13 protein-coding genes are annotated in these 14,769 nt (G+C 60.9%); 8 read left to right on the top strand and 5 right to left on the bottom strand.

Annotated elements, in window-relative coordinates; all coding sequences use genetic code 11:
• From atpD to VFI82_00675, 5 genes are all read left to right on the top strand, one after another.
• Positions 1-1,431 (top strand): F0F1 ATP synthase subunit beta (gene atpD / locus VFI82_00695; protein HET7183171.1); only part of this gene is annotated, 1,431 nt, incomplete at its 5' end.
• A 107-nt stretch (positions 1,432-1,538) separates the two neighbouring features.
• Positions 1,539-1,949, top strand: coding sequence for a F0F1 ATP synthase subunit epsilon (locus tag VFI82_00690; GenBank protein HET7183170.1), 411 nt, complete (start codon positions 1,539-1,541; stop codon positions 1,947-1,949).
• A gap of 125 nt (positions 1,950-2,074) precedes the next feature.
• Positions 2,075-4,510: a M1 family aminopeptidase gene (locus tag VFI82_00685; GenBank protein HET7183169.1), complete on the top strand. Its 2,436-nt coding sequence runs from the start codon at positions 2,075-2,077 to the stop codon at positions 4,508-4,510.
• 355 nt (positions 4,511-4,865) lie between these two features.
• Positions 4,866-5,699, top strand: a complete 834-nt coding sequence (locus tag VFI82_00680) for a Stp1/IreP family PP2C-type Ser/Thr phosphatase (protein ID HET7183168.1) — start codon at positions 4,866-4,868, stop codon at positions 5,697-5,699.
• A complete protein-coding gene (locus VFI82_00675; GenBank protein HET7183167.1) occupies positions 5,681-6,430 on the top strand; it encodes an FHA domain-containing protein in 750 nt (249 codons plus the stop codon). The genes VFI82_00680 and VFI82_00675 overlap by 19 nt, the downstream gene beginning before the upstream one ends.
• 26 nt (positions 6,431-6,456) lie before the next feature.
• Here VFI82_00675 and VFI82_00670 read toward each other — a convergent pair whose 3' ends face one another.
• Positions 6,457-7,311, bottom strand: a complete 855-nt coding sequence (locus tag VFI82_00670) for a 3-hydroxybutyryl-CoA dehydrogenase (GenBank protein ID HET7183166.1) — start codon at positions 7,309-7,311, stop codon at positions 6,457-6,459.
• Between the two features lie 244 nt (positions 7,312-7,555).
• On the opposite strand from VFI82_00670, the gene VFI82_00665 reads away from it, so the two are divergent.
• Together VFI82_00665 and VFI82_00660 are read left to right on the top strand one after the other, a co-directional pair.
• Positions 7,556-8,359 (top strand): MBL fold metallo-hydrolase, encoded by an 804-nt coding sequence (locus VFI82_00665; GenBank protein HET7183165.1) that lies wholly within the window; start codon positions 7,556-7,558, stop codon positions 8,357-8,359.
• Between the two features lie 30 nt (positions 8,360-8,389).
• The gene (locus VFI82_00660) at positions 8,390-8,809 is read left to right on the top strand and encodes a hypothetical protein (protein HET7183164.1); all 420 of its coding nucleotides are present in this window, start codon (positions 8,390-8,392) and stop codon (positions 8,807-8,809) included.
• 93 nt (positions 8,810-8,902) lie between these two features.
• Here VFI82_00660 and VFI82_00655 read toward each other — a convergent pair whose 3' ends face one another.
• From VFI82_00655 to VFI82_00640, 4 genes are all read right to left on the bottom strand, one after another.
• Positions 8,903-10,111, bottom strand: coding sequence for a hypothetical protein (locus VFI82_00655; GenBank protein HET7183163.1), 1,209 nt, complete (start codon positions 10,109-10,111; stop codon positions 8,903-8,905).
• Between the two features lie 222 nt (positions 10,112-10,333).
• Positions 10,334-10,651, bottom strand: a complete 318-nt coding sequence (locus tag VFI82_00650; protein ID HET7183162.1) for a hypothetical protein — start codon at positions 10,649-10,651, stop codon at positions 10,334-10,336.
• A gap of 121 nt (positions 10,652-10,772) precedes the next feature.
• A complete protein-coding gene (locus VFI82_00645) occupies positions 10,773-11,720 on the bottom strand; it encodes a dihydroorotate dehydrogenase (GenBank protein ID HET7183161.1) in 948 nt (315 codons plus the stop codon).
• Entirely contained in the window at positions 11,717-13,324 is a 1,608-nt protein-coding gene (locus VFI82_00640) for an alkaline phosphatase family protein (protein HET7183160.1), read from the bottom strand. Before VFI82_00640 ends, VFI82_00645 begins: the two co-directional genes overlap by 4 nt.
• Positions 13,325-13,445: 121 nt before the next feature.
• Here VFI82_00640 and serS point away from each other — a divergent pair, with 121 nt between their 5' ends.
• Positions 13,446-14,738, top strand: coding sequence for a serine--tRNA ligase (gene serS / locus VFI82_00635; protein HET7183159.1), 1,293 nt, complete (start codon positions 13,446-13,448; stop codon positions 14,736-14,738).
• Positions 14,739-14,769: the final 31 nt, after the last annotated feature.

The following is a 14,769-nucleotide window of genomic DNA, read 5'->3' as shown; positions in this document are numbered from 1 at the left end:
AAAGTCATTCAAGTTGCCGGACCGGCGGTGGACGTGCAGTTCAGCGAATCCGCCTTGCCACCGATCTACGAATCGTTGCGCGTGGTCAGCGAAGGGTTCAACGTCCCCTCTCCCATTGACGTCATCCTCGAGGTGGAGCAGCACCTGGGCGAAGGGCGCGTGCGTTGCGTCGCCATGCAGCCCACCGACGGCATGGTGCGCGGCATGAAGACCATTGACCTCGGCGGGCCGATTCGTGTGCCCGTGGGCCGCGGGACGCTTGGGCGCGTGATGAACGTGATCGGGGAGCCGGTGGACAACCTCGGTCCCATCCAAGCGACCGATAGAGCGCCCATCCACCGCCTGGCGCCGGCATTTGACGAGCAGGCCACGACGGCGGAGATGTTTGAAACCGGCGTGAAGGTCGTCGACCTGATCCAGCCGTTCTTAAAGGGCGGCAAGATCGGCTTGTTTGGCGGCGCGGGCGTCGGCAAAACCGTTGTCATCATGGAACTGATCAACAACGTCGCCAAGCAGCACGGCGGATTCTCAGTGTTCGGCGGCGTTGGCGAACGGACCCGCGAGGGCAACGACCTCTGGCTGGAAATGACGGAGTCCGGCGTGATTGTGCCCGGCGATCCGTCGAAGTCCAAGGCTGCTCTGGTTTACGGCCAGATGACCGAGCCTCCCGGAGCGCGTCTGAGGGTTGCCCTGACCGCGCTCACGGTGGCCGAGCACTTCCGCGACGCTGAAGGCGCCGACACGCTGCTGTTCATCGACAATATTTTCCGTTTCACCCAGGCTGGCGCAGAGGTTTCAACGCTGCTGGGACGCATGCCGTCGGCGGTCGGTTACCAGCCCAACCTGGCTACCGAGATGGGCGAATTGCAGGAGCGCATCACATCGACCAAGCAGGGCTCGGTGACCTCAGTGCAGGCGATCTACGTGCCTGCCGACGACCTTACCGACCCCGCCCCGGCAACCACCTTCGCCCACCTCGACGCAACGACCGTGCTGTCGCGCGCCTTGACGGAGCTGGGAATCTATCCGGCGGTGGATCCGCTGGCTTCGACCTCGCGCATTCTGGATCCGCACGTGGTCGGGAAGGAGCATTACGACGTGGCGCAGCGCGTCAAGGGCATCCTGCAGCGCTACAAGGACCTGCAGGACATCATTGCCATTCTCGGAATTGATGAACTGAGCGAGGATGACAAGCTGACGGTGGCACGCGCCCGCAAGGTGCAGCGCTTCCTTTCCCAGCCGTTCTTCGTCGCCGAGCAGTTCACGGGCATGCAGGGCCGCTACGTAAAGATCCAGGAAACGATCAAGGGGTTCAAGGAAATCGTGGAAGGCAAGTACGATGAAATCCCCGAGCAGGCCTTCTACATGAAAGGCACCATCGAGGAAGTCGTCGAGCACGGCAACCGCCTGAAGCAGACGGCGGCAGCGTAAGAATTCGCAGCCGGTGATCGGTAATCAGTGATCGGCCGGCGGGCGCAGAAGTTTAGTGTTGTTGTCCGGAAAACCCGTCGGGGGTTAAGTCCCGATAGCGATGGCTGATGGCTGACTCTTTACAACTCGAGATCGTCACCCCCGAGCGGCTGGTGGAAACCGACGTGGTCCAGGAGATCCAGATTCCCGGCAAGAATGGCTATCTGGGCATCCTGCCCGGACACGCGCCGTTGATCACCGAACTGGGGGTCGGCGAGATCAGCTACAAGGCCGACAACATGGAGTACCACGTCGCCGTGGCGTGGGGTTTCGCCGAGGTCCTTGCCGACAAAGTGACGGTGCTGGCGGAGACCGCCGAGCGCGCCGAGGACATCGATGTGGAGCGTGCCCGCAAGTCGAAGGAGCGCGCCGAACAGCGCCTGACGTCCGCCGGCGGCGAAGTGGATTACCAGCGGGCGCTGGTGGCGCTGGAGCGGGCCAACTCGCGCCTGGAAGTGGCGCAGCACCGCCGATCCTGACCTTGTTCCGATTCCGTAACAAACTTCGAAAATAAGCGCCCATGTCCCCGTTCCGTGCTACTCATCGCCCGGAAGTAGGCTGCCGTAGCGATCTCCGGTTTGGGCTGCGAAAGTGAGGAACTCACATGGCCGCACTTGCCGTTCTCCTCTGGCTTTCATTGTTCGCTGCCGGGGCCAGCGCGCAGCAGGCGGCGCCAGCAACAGACGTCCCTGGTGCGAATGCCGATCCCGCCTATCAGCAACTCCGGCACATCCGGGTGGGGAACGGGTTGTTCTCGGCCAAAGACTTCGTCTTAAAGCGGGATGCCGGCAAGTTTATATTTCGCAGCGGAGTTTTTTCTTTCCTCGAGCCGGTCAAGGGCAAGGTGACCGGAGCGGTTTTCGTCGGCGAGGGGACTTTCATGCTTACGCCGCCGGTGGAGATGGAGAACAAGATGCTCGCGCTACTGACCAAGCAACCGGCGTATGAAGAGCATTTTGAACGTGTAGTGTTTCGCTTCACCGACGACACGGACGCCGAGATTCGCGCCGGTTGTGCGGTGGCGCAAGGCGCGGATGGCGGCGCCAGCGCGGTACTGGAAGAGTCCCAGGCAGCGATGCGGAAGAACCTGCACTACAACCTGAGCGCGCGCATCCTTGCCGACCTGCTGGGAAAAGAAAAACAAGGACTGTTCATCGCGTTCATCCACGGGACACGTTATAGCGATAAAACGCTGTTTGTCATCGATCCGCATGGCGTTAGGGAGGTCGCGCCGGAAGAGGTCGCCCTGCGCACCTATGAAGAGGCGAAAAGCGGGATTTGGGCCGCGTTTCACTACTCCGGCGAATACGCTGCGGGGATTGCCCGCGGGACACAGCTGAACTCTGCGGTTGACATAGAACACCAGCAACTCGACACGAAGATCGATAAGAATGGCATGCTGCATGGGAGGGCGGCCACTACGTTCGTAGCGCAGTCCGACGGGGTGCGCGTGGTGGGCTTCGACCTATTTCACACGCTGCGGGTGCAGAAAGTCAGCACCAGCGACGGGAGGCCGCTGGCCTTTATCCAGGAGGACAAGAAGGAAGATCCGGATTTTTGGATCATCCTGCCGAAGGAGCTGGTCGCGAAAGAGCGCTTCACTGTGATTTCGGAATACGAGGGCAAGGAGGCGGTGGTGGACACGGGTAGCGGCAACTATTTCCCGGTCGCGCGCAGGAACTGGTATCCGAACTCTGCTCTCGGTGATTACGCCACCTACGACCTCCGGTTCAGGATTCCGAAAGGACTGCAGATGGTATCCACCGGAGACCTGGTAAGCGACAAAACGGAAGGGGATGTCAACATCACCGAGTGGCGCAGCGAGGCGCCACAGGCGGTAGCCGGTTTTAATTTCGGTTCCTTCAAGCGGGAAGAATCAAAGCTCGAGAAGGGAGGCTACTTGATTCAGGCATTCGCGAACACCGAGGTGCCCGACTCCATCCGCCAGCTCCAGAGATTGGCCGAGCCGCCCGTGGCCGGACAGAGGAACTACCAGCCGATGGTCGCGCTGGGAACGATGAACACGACGACAATGATGAAGAAGCCCCTGGCCGAGGCCATCATCTCGATGGGGCTATATGACGCTTATTTCGGACCCTCCTCCTACAAACGCATTGCCATGACGCAACAAACCGCGTGCAATTACGGCCAATCATGGCCGGAATTAGTTTACATGCCGATCTGCTCGTTTTTTGACGCGACGGTTCGGCATCAACTGCATTTGGATGATGTCCGCGGATACTGGAAAACCGTCGCGGCGCACGAGGTAGCGCACCAATGGTGGGGACACACGGTCGGCTTCCATTGCTACCGCGACCAGTGGATGAGCGAGGGATTCGCCGATTTCTCGGCTTCCATGTACATCCAGCTCATCCAGAAAAACCAGCAGGAGTTCCAGCGCTTCTGGGCGGACGAGCACGAATTACTGACAGAGCGCAATAATCTGGGGCACCGCGCCATCGATATGGGGCCGGTGGTCATGGGTTATCGCCTGCGCAATACCAAGGCGGGACTGGAGATTCCGCGGCGGCTCATTTACCCCAAGGGCGCCTACATCCTGCACATGATCCGCATGATGATGTGGGAACACGCCACGCACGACGAAAAGTTTTCAGCAATGATGAAGGATTTCGTCGAGACCTATCGCAACCGTCCGGCCTCGACGGAAGACTTCAAGGCCATGGTCGAGAAGCACATGACACCGACCATGAATGTCGACGGCAAAGGCAACATGGATTGGTTTTTCAACGAGTTCGTTTATGGAACCGACATTCCGAAATACAAGACCGAGGCTGCGTTCCGGACCGCTGCCGATGGCGTGCACCTGGACCTGCGAATCACGCAGAGCAACGTTGACGATAGTTTCATCATGGTGGTGCCCGTGTACATTGAACTCAACGACGGCCGTGTGGCGCGCATTGGGCAGGTGCGGATGAAAGGCAACACCACCCAGGACCAGAAGGACATCCCGCTGCGCGGCCTGACCGAACCACCGAAACGCGCTTTGGTCAACTATAACCACGACGTGCTGGCCGACTGAGGCGCCGGCGCGGGCAAGCGATGATAACGGATTCCCTGCGCGAGAAAGGCGCAGTAGCGCCACAAACATCTTGCGTTGCGGGAAAATCCAAACGTACAATCCGCCATCCTCTCCCTTCATCAGGCAGGGATTTGGGGTTTCCCTGAAGATCGCCCGAGGCAATCCCCTCTGGTTATTGTCCGCAAATGCTGCATCCCGGAAAGGAGTGCCGGCAAGAGGGGCCGGCGCGGGAGCGAAGAAACGTTGTCGGTGGCCGGTTCTCAAGGCCACGGGTGACCAGAAAAGTACGGGGAACTGGAAGACAGAAAACCGACAACCGAGAACGCAGGATTTGGATTAGCATTACGCCGAACTCATGAGCCTCTCAGTCGAAGTTGCGGGGAAGAGCGACGTCGGGTGCGTCCGCCAGAACAATGAAGACAACTTCGGCTACGATTCCCGCTACGGCATTTACGTTGTTTGCGACGGCATGGGCGGGCAGGCTGCCGGCGAAGTTGCCAGCAAGCTTGCCGTGGATACCGTTCTCACTTACTTCCGGGAGGCGAAGGACGGCTCCTATCCGCCGGTCGGGGAACAAATCGAAGGCGTATCGGAGCGGGCCAAGGCGCTGGGCAGCGCCATCCACCTGGCGAATTCGGCGATTTACGAGGCGGCCACGCACCAGGCGGCGCATTCGGGCATGGGCTCAACCATTGTGGCGGCGCTCGTCGCCGACAGCTTCTTCGCCATCGGGCACGCCGGCGACAGCCGTGTCTACCTCCTCCGCAACGGCGTCCTGCAGCAACTCACGCGCGACCATTCCCTGGTCATGGAGCAGGTACGCCGCGGATTGCTGACCATGGAAGAAGCTCAGAAATCGGAGATGCAGAACATCATCATCCGCGCGCTTGGGCCCGAGGACAAAGTGCAGGCCGACCTCGACGACCAGGTGGCCATGCCCGGGGACATTCTGCTGCTGTGCTCTGACGGACTGATTCGCCATGTGACGGATGACCAGATCCAGGAAATCTTGCAGGGCACCTCCAGCCTGCAACTCATGTCCGACAGGCTGGTGGAAGCCGCGCGCGAAGGCGGCGGCTCCGACAACATCACCGTGCTGTTGCTCCGCTTCGAGGAGCTGCCCTGGTACAAGAAACTATTCCGCCGGATTTTTGGCGGAGGGAGTCCGGAATGGCAAAACTCTATTTGAAGTTTGAACAGGCAGTCTTGAAGGAGTTTGCGCTCACCCAAGGCGTGGTGACGATCGGGCGGTTGCCGGACAATCTGATCCAGGTGGACAACCTCGCCGTGTCCGGGCATCACGCCAAGATCTACTGGGACAGGGACCATTACGCGCTGGAAGACAACAACAGCCTGAACGGCACCTTCGTCAACAACCGGAGGATCAGCAAGGTTGTGCTCAAGGATGGCGACGAGATCCTGATCGGCAAGCACACCGTCCTCTTCAAAGGGCACGAAGAGGCGGCCCATCCCGGCGCCGACCTCGCCGTTCCCATGGTGCCGACGCTGGAAGCCACAGTCGTGCTCGATACCCGGAAGGCGAAAGAGATGCTGGCGCACCAGCCGACCACGCCGGCAGGCGGAGCTCCAGCCGCAGCCGTGGCTCCTGCTCCGGCGAAAGAACGCACCGGCGTTTTTCGCATTCTGGCCGGCAAGACCGACCAAAGCGAATACGTTCTCGCCGGCAAGCTGACTGTTGTGGGCAAGAGCGACATGGCGTCGATCAGGCTGAAAGGCTGGTTTGCCCCCAAGGTTGCAGCGGTCATCAACCATCGCGAGGGCAAGTACTACATCGCGGCGTCAGAGAAGAAATACAAGGTCAAGATTAACGACGCGCTGATCGCAGGCCAGCACGAACTCAAGGATGGCGACGTGGTCGCCATCGCCGGCGTGAGCATGAGCTTCAGCTTCAACGAGTAGCGGCCCGGCCGCACCTCCGCCGGCGGCTAACTGCTGTATTTGTAAAACCCGCGACCGCTCTTGCGACCCAACCAGCCGGCGTCCACCATCTTGATGAGCAGCGGGCAGGGACGGTACTTGGGGTCGCCCAAGCCGGATTCCAGCACGCGCATGATGTCGAGGCATACGTCGAGGCCGATAAAGTCGGCCAGCGTCAACGGCCCCATGGGGTGGGCCATGCCAAGCTTGAACACCTCGTCAACGGCTTCCGGCGTAGCCACGCCCTCCATGACCGCGTACATGGCCTCGTTGAGCAGCGGCATGAGCACGCGGTTGGAGACGAACCCGGGATAATCATTGACCTCCACTGGAGTTTTTTCGAGCCTGGTCGCCAGCCCGGAAACTGTGTCATAAGTTTCCTGCGCGGTCGCCAGCCCGCGAATGACCTCGACCAGCTTCATCATCGGCACGGGATTGAAGAAATGCATGCCGATGACCTTATCCTGGCGCTTGGTCAACGCCGCCAGCTTGGTAATGGAAATCGAACTGGTGTTGCTGGCCAGGATGATTTCCGGCCTGCAAATGCGGTCGAGTTCGCGGAACAATTCCGCTTTGACCTCGAACTTTTCCGTCGCCGCCTCGATCACGAAATCGCAAGTGGCCAGCCCAGCCCGACCGACGGCGGCTTCGATGTTCCCGAGCGCCTGTGCGCGCTGATCGCCGGTAATCTTGTTCTTGCTGACTTCGCGTTCCAGGTTCCTTGCGATCGTGTCCATAGCGCGGTCCAGGAAGCGCTGCTCCACATCGCGCATCCGCACCCGGTACCCGGATCGGGCGAATACGTGCGCGATCCCGCTGCCCATGGTGCCCGCGCCGATCACGCCGACGGTCTTGATCTCCATGATTGCCTCGCTGAGCGAAACGAAAACCGAGAAGTGTAGCAGAGCCAGTCTGTCAGTCGCTTGGTCAGCCAGTCGCTCGGTCTTGTCAATCAGTCCGCCGCTCAGACTGAAAGACTGACCGGCTGAAAAGACTTTTTCCCGTACCGAAACAGGACTGAAACTGAAATTCGGGGACTGAAGCCGAAACGTGGTGTTAACTCGCTTGTCACTCCCTTTCCACATACCACCCCGGCTATTCTCGGGCATGATCTCCCTTACAGTCCTGGCAAGTGGGAGCCGGGGAAACTGCAGCGTGTTGGCAAGTTCGCGCACCCGCATCCTGGTGGACGCGGGCGTGTCGTGCCGCGAAATCGGACGCCGCATGCAGATGAGCGGCGATCAGCTGTTGAGCCTTTCCGCGGTCATCATCTCGCACGAGCACTCCGACCACGTTGCCGGCCTGTACGTGCTGGCGCGCAAGCTGAAGATCCCGGTCTTTATGACGGGAGCGACCTACCAGGCATGGCAGCGCTGGGCTCGCGACAAGAATGAAGGGGTCAAGCCGGAGTTGCAGAAGCTGGAGCGATTTGAAGCGGGACGAAGCTTCACCATCGGCGACATTACGGTCGCGCCCTTCACCATCCCGCATGACGCGGCCGATCCGGTGGGCTTCACGTTTCGCGCCGAGGGCATAAAAATCGGAGTTGCCACCGATCTGGGATACATGCCGGCCAGCGTGGCGGACAACCTGAGCGGCTGCGACACGCTGGTCATCGAATCCAACCACGATGTCGAAATGCTGCGCGGCGGGCCCTATCCGTGGGTGGTAAAGCAGCGGGTTATGTCGCGTGTCGGACACTTGTCTAACGATACGCTCGCGCAATGGTTTGCCGCAGACTATGATGGAAATGCAGCCTTTCTGGTGCTGGCGCATCTATCAGAGCAGAACAACCATCCCGACCTGGCGCGACGCGCCGCAGAGCGGGCGCTGGCGCCTCGGCGGGACCTGCTGCGGAACCGCGTGCTGCTGGCTTCGCAGCATCATCCCCTGGAAACGATCCGGTTGTAAGCGATGAGACAACAGTGCACAGATAAATTCGTGGGCGCCATTCTCGCCGGCTGGCGATATGACATTTCCGGTCTTGCTCCCGACATGCGCGGTGACTACGAAGAGCATTTTCGCGAATGCGAGCACTGCCGTTACTGGCAAAAGGTGCACCGCACTATCGATGTCTCGCTGATTATCCTGACGGCCATATCTGCCGCGGTATTCCTGCTGGCTTTCGGGGTGATTTACCACTTCACGCCGCGTCATGCGCTGCTATTGGAGATTGTGGCGCTAGCGGGATTCGCGCTATCGGCGCTGGTATGGGTGATCGTCGCCGTGGCCACCCCCGCGCCGCTGGCGATGGTGGATGCCGCCCGGTTGGGAGCGCGCGCCGTGCACGACCGTTTGCCGGCGGAAATCCGCGAGCGCATTCCCGAGGAATTGCGGCTGAAAATATCAGGACAATCCTAAGAAGTCAGTCAGTGGTCAGCGGCGACCAGCGCAGCTCCTCATAGCCGCTCGCTCCGAACTACTAACAACTAACTAACTCCTAACTACTTATTTTTATTTCAGGCGCACGCGCAGAAACACTAATCCGCCCGCCGGATGCGCACCGTAGAATGGCTTGAGCGAGTCGCTCACTCCGTACAGGGTGAACTGACCGCCGAGCGCCGTGCTCAGGTGCTGCCAGTGCCCGATCTCACGGTCGTAGCCTGCGGTGAAGGCCTGCACGCGCGTGAAGTAGCGCTCGGAAAAACCTGGAGGCGCAGGATTTCCCGCCAGCAGCAGGTCGTTGGTGCGGTCCGTATTCTCCACCCGGGTCCAGATGCGATTTTTCGACATGAATTGCAAGTTCGATTCCAACAAGTAGCCGTTTCCGACATTGCCATCCGACAAGCTCTGATTTCGTCCCCACAGCAGCATTGACGCCCAATTTCCGTTCGTGAACGGGCGGTTGTAGGTCACCGAGGCAGTCATGCGGCGCACGTCTTCGGTGGGCGCCAGCGCCTCAGGGCTGTGCAGTTGCCCGATCGAATATTGCGCGCTCCAGTTTCGCGCCGGGCTGACGGTGAGGCGCGCCGACCAGGAGTCGATGCGTCCGGCATCCACGTCCCAGCGATATTCATCGGGTTCGCGGCCGTGAAAACCGGAGGCCTCCAGACGCACGCTGCGATGAGTAACGCCGACGGTCAGCACGTCGTCGGCGATGTGGGTGGAATCCTGGAGGTGATGTCCCAAGGGTGCCAGCGGGTTCTCCGCCTCCGACTCGCGATGCGGATAAGCGATGGGGCCCAGCGCGGGCGAGCCTACTGCCGCCGCATACAGGGAGAGCAGGGTTTTCTCGCTGGCTTTGTAGTCGTACATGGCGGCCAGTTCCATGAAGAAATCGTGCGGGTGCTGCCCGTCGACAAGCGGATGCCCAAAGGCGGTCTCGCCCTGCTGCAACAGTTCGGGATACCTGCGTTGCGTGACGGTGGCAGGTTCGAGGCTGAGCATCATGCGCAGCGTAATCGCACCTTTACCGATTTTGCGCTGCGCCATCGGCATCACCCAATTCGTCGAGAACAGCTTGCCGGCCCCGCGCGGCCCGCTCTGCTGAATCTCGTTCAGGAAGACCACGCCGTGCAACATCAGCGTCCAGTTGCTCTTCATGGTCATGAGCATCGGGATTGGCGTGGAAGCGGGTTCGGCATCGGTGCCTCCGGTGGCGTGTTCTTCAACGAAACCGATCAATGGTGGCGGCGGCGTAGCCATGCCAGCCATTCCGGGCATGTTCTGATGCATTCCGGACATACTCGTCATGTCAGCGTGTTCCGGTTCCGTAACCAAATCCTGGGCTGCCGTGCCTGATGCCAAGGCGACAGTCAGAAATAAAAGCAAAGCGACACGCACAACTTATCTCCAAAGTTCGACCTGTGTGGAAGTACCAAGTTCCCGGTCCCGGGCTCGCCCGGGAAAAGATCAGGAATGCCGCGAGGGCAGTGCGAAGGATTTCTAGATGCGCAGGAACGTCGGACCAGGAGGAGAGTCGGCGCGCAAGACCATCGCAGCCAGCCGCTGACCGGACGCGGGCGTGGTTGAGGGCTGCGCCGCCAGGGGCATGGTCACGGCATCAGTGGCAGAGCTGAGATCGTGTTGCAGCACGATGGCGGCATTGTGGCCAACCGCGCAACAGTCGTGACTTGCCGGGCCGGACGGAATCTCGGGGGGATTGGCGTGATGGTGACACGCGGCAACCGAAGTCCTGGCGCTCAGCGCCGGCGAAATCAGTGGGAGTTGCCCCAGGAACACCATGGTCCCAAGCAACACCATAGTCCACGTTCTGGACACTGGCCGAGTCACGCGTCTAAGGATGCACTCGGCGCGGCCCAGATGCAAGATCTCGGTCGATGCTGGTGAACTGGGGTAACCCGCCGATAGGTTACCGGTTGCACTAGTCGGTTTTCAGCGCGCCGACCAGTTCAGAGATGTTGTTGACGCGGTGCTCCAGGCACCAGCCTTCGAGTCCGTCCACGATTTTTTCCGTGGCGCAGGGATCCCAAAAGCTGGCGGTCCCAATCTCGACCGCTGCCGCGCCCGCGAGCATGAATTCCACAACGTCAACGGCGGTGGAGATGCCGCCGATGCCGATCACGGGAATGCTGACAGCGTGGGCTGCCTCGTAAACCATGCGCAGCGCAATCGGCTTGATGGCCGGCCCGCTCAGGCCACCGACGATGTTGGAAATGCGCGGCCGGCGCGTTTCCGCGTCAATCGCCATGGCGACGAAGGTATTGACCAGGGAAAGGGCATCGGCGCCGGCGTTCTCGGCGGCGCGCGCCATGAGCGGAATATTGGTCACGTTGGGAGACAGTTTGACGATCAACGGTCGCCGCGACGCGCTTTTGGCGAGCGACACCACCTCTTCCAGGAGCATCGGGTCGCTGCCGATCACCATGCCACCGTGCCGCGTATTGGGGCAGGAAACGTTCAACTCGTAGGCCGCGATCCCCTCGCCCTCGTTAAGAATTTTAATGACGTCGCGGTAGTCTTCGCGGGTGTAGCCGAAGACGTTAGCGAAGACAACGATGTTTTTTTCCTTGTTGAGCAGCGGGAGCTTCTCGGCGACGAACGCCCGCGCCCCGATATTCTGCAGCCCTATGGAATTCAGCATGCCCGCGGAGGTCTCAAACAACCGCGGCGGCGGATTGCCGGGCATGGGCTCAAGCGAAAGCCCCTTGACCACGAATCCACCCAGCTTTTGCAGAGTGACGATATCTTCGAACTCGATGCCATAGCCGAAGGTGCCGCTGGCGGCGATGATCGGGTTCTTCAGCTTGATGCCCGCAAAGCTGACACCCAGCTCCGGTGGTCCGTTGCGCCGGCGGGGAAGGTCGGTCATCGCGTGTTCTCCCTGCGCACGGCTTCGGTCAACACCCGCCCGGCAGCGCGGTTCGGAGGATTGATGCCGAGCAGAGAAGACAGGGTCGCGGCCATGTCCACCGGCTCACAGCGGCCGCGATAGACACCGGCCTGGAAAGGCAATCCGAAGAAGGCGAGCGGAACATGCTGGTCGTAACGGTAGCTGGAACCGTGCGTTGTCCCGGTACGCGAGTCCCAAAGAAAGGTGTAGGGAGCGGGAACCATGACGATGTACCAACCACCGTACGACGAGTAACTATGCAGCCACTGACGCCCCGCCTGATCGTGGGGCAACGCCCCGCTTGCAAGCTGCGTGCGCGACACGTAAGAGCGGACACCGAGTGCAGCGAGCGCTTGCCCGGCCAATTGTTCCGCCTCGCCCTCGCTGCTTATGCCGGCCGCCTTGAAAGCGCTCTCCGAAAGAAAAAGGTATTCACCGTCGTGTCCTTCCACGTAATTACCGGCGTGATGCAGACGAGAGGCGATGGCGGCATTCAGGTCGGATTTGAGTTTAGCGGGATCAAGCGCTGTGGCGGGCAGGCGCAGACTGTGGGCATAGGCAGGAACGGGCGAGATCCCGTGGTCAGCGGAAATCACGATCCAGACATTCGCCAGCCCAACCCGTCGGCCGAGAAAACTGAAGAAATCGGCAAGCTGGCGGTCGAGCGCCAGGACCATAGCCTTCACTTCGGGGGAATTGGGGCCGGTTTTGTGCCCGAGAATGTCTGGCGGCGACAGGCTCAACGCCAACAGGTCGGTGGCCGGGCCTTCGCCGAGCTTTTCCTGCTCGACCAGTTCCCGCGCGAAATCGAATTCGTAATCGTTGCCGAAAGGGGTGGCGCCGACCGTCTCATAAAAATCCGCCGAGCCGCGCGTAGTTTTCCGCAAGACGGCGCCGCGGGCGTCTCTCCACTCGCGGTTCCAATAACCATCCGCCTTGCCGGAGGCGTTGAATTGCTGCACCCAAGCCGGAAGCTGCTGCAGGTAGAAGGTGGAACTGATCCAGGCGCCGGTTTTGTGATCAATCCAGAAGGCGCCGTTGGCGGCAAAGCCGCCGGGCAACACGGCTGCGCGGTCTTTGAAGGAGACGCTGAATACGCGCGAAGCGCCGTCGGTGGCCAGTTTCAGTTCGTCGCCCAGGGTGTCGCTGAGCAGGTTGTGAGGCGAGGCGCCGGGACCGGATACGCCCGGCCCGACCAGTTGCGTGGCGTCATCGCACACCGAAGTGACCATATGCGACTTGTCCTGACATGCGGGGTGCTGATCGTCCCACCATTGGTTGGCGGCGATGCCGTGCGCGTTGCTGTAGGTTCCGGTGAAGAGCGTGGCGTGCCCGGGCCCGGTTTCCGTGTTCATGTAGTCGTAATAGCAATCGGTGAAGAAGGCGCCGCGCTCGGTGAGCAGGCGGAAGCCGGAAGGGCCCAGCTGGTCGCGAGCGCGCTCGAGAAAGTCGGGACGAAACTGGTCAATGACGATGATTACCACCAGCTTCGGATTCGCATTGTAAGCGCTGGCCACGGTGGTGCCGGAGACCAGCATGCAGGCCAGCAGGGGCGCGCAGATTTTTACGATTGATAATTTCATCGCGCCACAGTGTACAGCGTCGCGCGGTAAGAAATTAAGTTGCCGCTTTGACTCCTAACTCAGAACTGTCGTGACGGCGGCATAGTGAGACTTGGCGGGCTGCTGCTAAACTACTCCGTTTATGCTCGACCTGAACTTTGTGCGGGGTAGCCTGCCGCTGATCGAACGCAAGCTGCGCGACCGGGGAATGAAGCCGGAGCAGGTGCTGCGCGATTTTTCCGCAGTGGACGCCCGGCGGCGCGAAGTGATCACCAGGATGGAGCGCCTGCGGGCGGCGCAGAACAAAGCCTCGGAAGAAATTGCGCGCCTGAAGCGGGAGAAACAGGACGCGTCGCAGCAGATGGCGGAAATGCGGCGCGTGCGCGAGGAAGTCGCCGAACTGGAGAAGTTGGCCTCCGGCGCCGAAGCCGAGATGCAGGACATCCTCAAGACCATCCCCAACCTGCCGCACGAGAGCGTTCCTGTCGGGGAGGGGCCGGAGCAGAACCTGGAAGTGCGGCGGTGGGGCTCCCCGCCAAAATTTGATTTCACACCCAAGCCGCATTGGGAGCTGGGCGCCGAACTCGGAGTGCTCGACCTGGAACGCGCGGTCAAGCTGACCGGCGCGCGTTTCGCCGTCTATTGGGACCTGGGCGCGCGTATGGAGCGGGCGCTCGCGGCCTTCATGCTCGACCTGCATACGCGCGAGCATGGCTACACCGAAGTGCTGCCTCCCTTCCTGGTCAACAAGGACTCGATGTATGGAACCGGACAGTTGCCAAAATTTGAGGCGGACCTGTTCAAAGTGCCGCATGGCGACACGAACCTGTACCTGATTCCGACGGCGGAAGTCCCGGTTACAAATCTATACCGCGACGAGGTGCTCGACGCCGCGCGTCTGCCGATCAAGCTGACCGCCTGGACGCCGTGTTTCCGCAGCGAGGCAGGCAGCTATGGCAAAGACGTGCGCGGCATCATCCGGCAGCACCAATTTCAGAAGGTCGAGCTGGTCAAGTTCGCGCGGCCGGAAACTTCCTACGACGAGCTGGAGTCACTGACCGCCAACGCCGAGGAAGTCCTGCGCCGCTTGGGGCTGCATTATCGCGTGATGGCGCTCAGCACCGGCGACATGGGGCCGTCGTCGGCCAAGACTTACGACCTGGAAGTCTGGCTGCCGGGCCAGCAATTGTTCCGCGAAATTTCTTCGTGCTCGAACTTCGAGGCCTACCAGGCGCGGCGCGCCAACATCCGCTTCAAGCCGGAGGGCAAGGGCAAGAGCGAATACGTGCACACGCTGAACGGGAGCGGGCTCGCGGTGGGAAGAACGTGGCTGGCGGTCTTGGAGAACTACCAGCAGGCGGATGGCAGCGTGGTGATCCCGGAGGCGTTGCGGCCGTACATGGGCGCGGACAGGATTACGCCGAAGAAATTCTGACAACCAGGCTGTCGGTTGTGTCTCGTGCGGA

The organism is Terriglobales bacterium (assembly GCA_035691485.1).
Taxonomy (GTDB): Bacteria; Acidobacteriota; Terriglobia; order Terriglobales; family Acidobacteriaceae; genus JAIQGF01.
This window is presented reverse-complemented; position numbering and strand designations above follow the sequence as displayed.

What these genes read in the sequence shown, in the direction of transcription:
- VFI82_00675 (HET7183167.1), top strand. Translation starts at nt 5,681, where the DNA reads ATGGCAAAACTCTATTTGAAGTTTGAACAGGCAGTCTTGAAGGAGTTT.
- VFI82_00640 (HET7183160.1), bottom strand. Translation starts at nt 13,324, where the DNA reads ATGAAATTATCAATCGTAAAAATCTGCGCGCCCCTGCTGGCCTGCATG.
- VFI82_00670 (HET7183166.1), bottom strand. Translation starts at nt 7,311, where the DNA reads ATGGAGATCAAGACCGTCGGCGTGATCGGCGCGGGCACCATGGGCAGC.
- serS (HET7183159.1), top strand. Translation starts at nt 13,446, where the DNA reads ATGCTCGACCTGAACTTTGTGCGGGGTAGCCTGCCGCTGATCGAACGC.
- VFI82_00655 (HET7183163.1), bottom strand. Translation starts at nt 10,111, where the DNA reads ATGCCCGGAATGGCTGGCATGGCTACGCCGCCGCCACCATTGATCGGT.
- VFI82_00650 (HET7183162.1), bottom strand. Translation starts at nt 10,651, where the DNA reads ATGGTGTTGCTTGGGACCATGGTGTTCCTGGGGCAACTCCCACTGATT.
- VFI82_00690 (HET7183170.1), top strand. Translation starts at nt 1,539, where the DNA reads ATGGCTGACTCTTTACAACTCGAGATCGTCACCCCCGAGCGGCTGGTG.
- VFI82_00685 (HET7183169.1), top strand. Translation starts at nt 2,075, where the DNA reads ATGGCCGCACTTGCCGTTCTCCTCTGGCTTTCATTGTTCGCTGCCGGG.
- VFI82_00665 (HET7183165.1), top strand. Translation starts at nt 7,556, where the DNA reads ATGATCTCCCTTACAGTCCTGGCAAGTGGGAGCCGGGGAAACTGCAGC.
- VFI82_00680 (HET7183168.1), top strand. Translation starts at nt 4,866, where the DNA reads ATGAGCCTCTCAGTCGAAGTTGCGGGGAAGAGCGACGTCGGGTGCGTC.
- VFI82_00645 (HET7183161.1), bottom strand. Translation starts at nt 11,720, where the DNA reads ATGACCGACCTTCCCCGCCGGCGCAACGGACCACCGGAGCTGGGTGTC.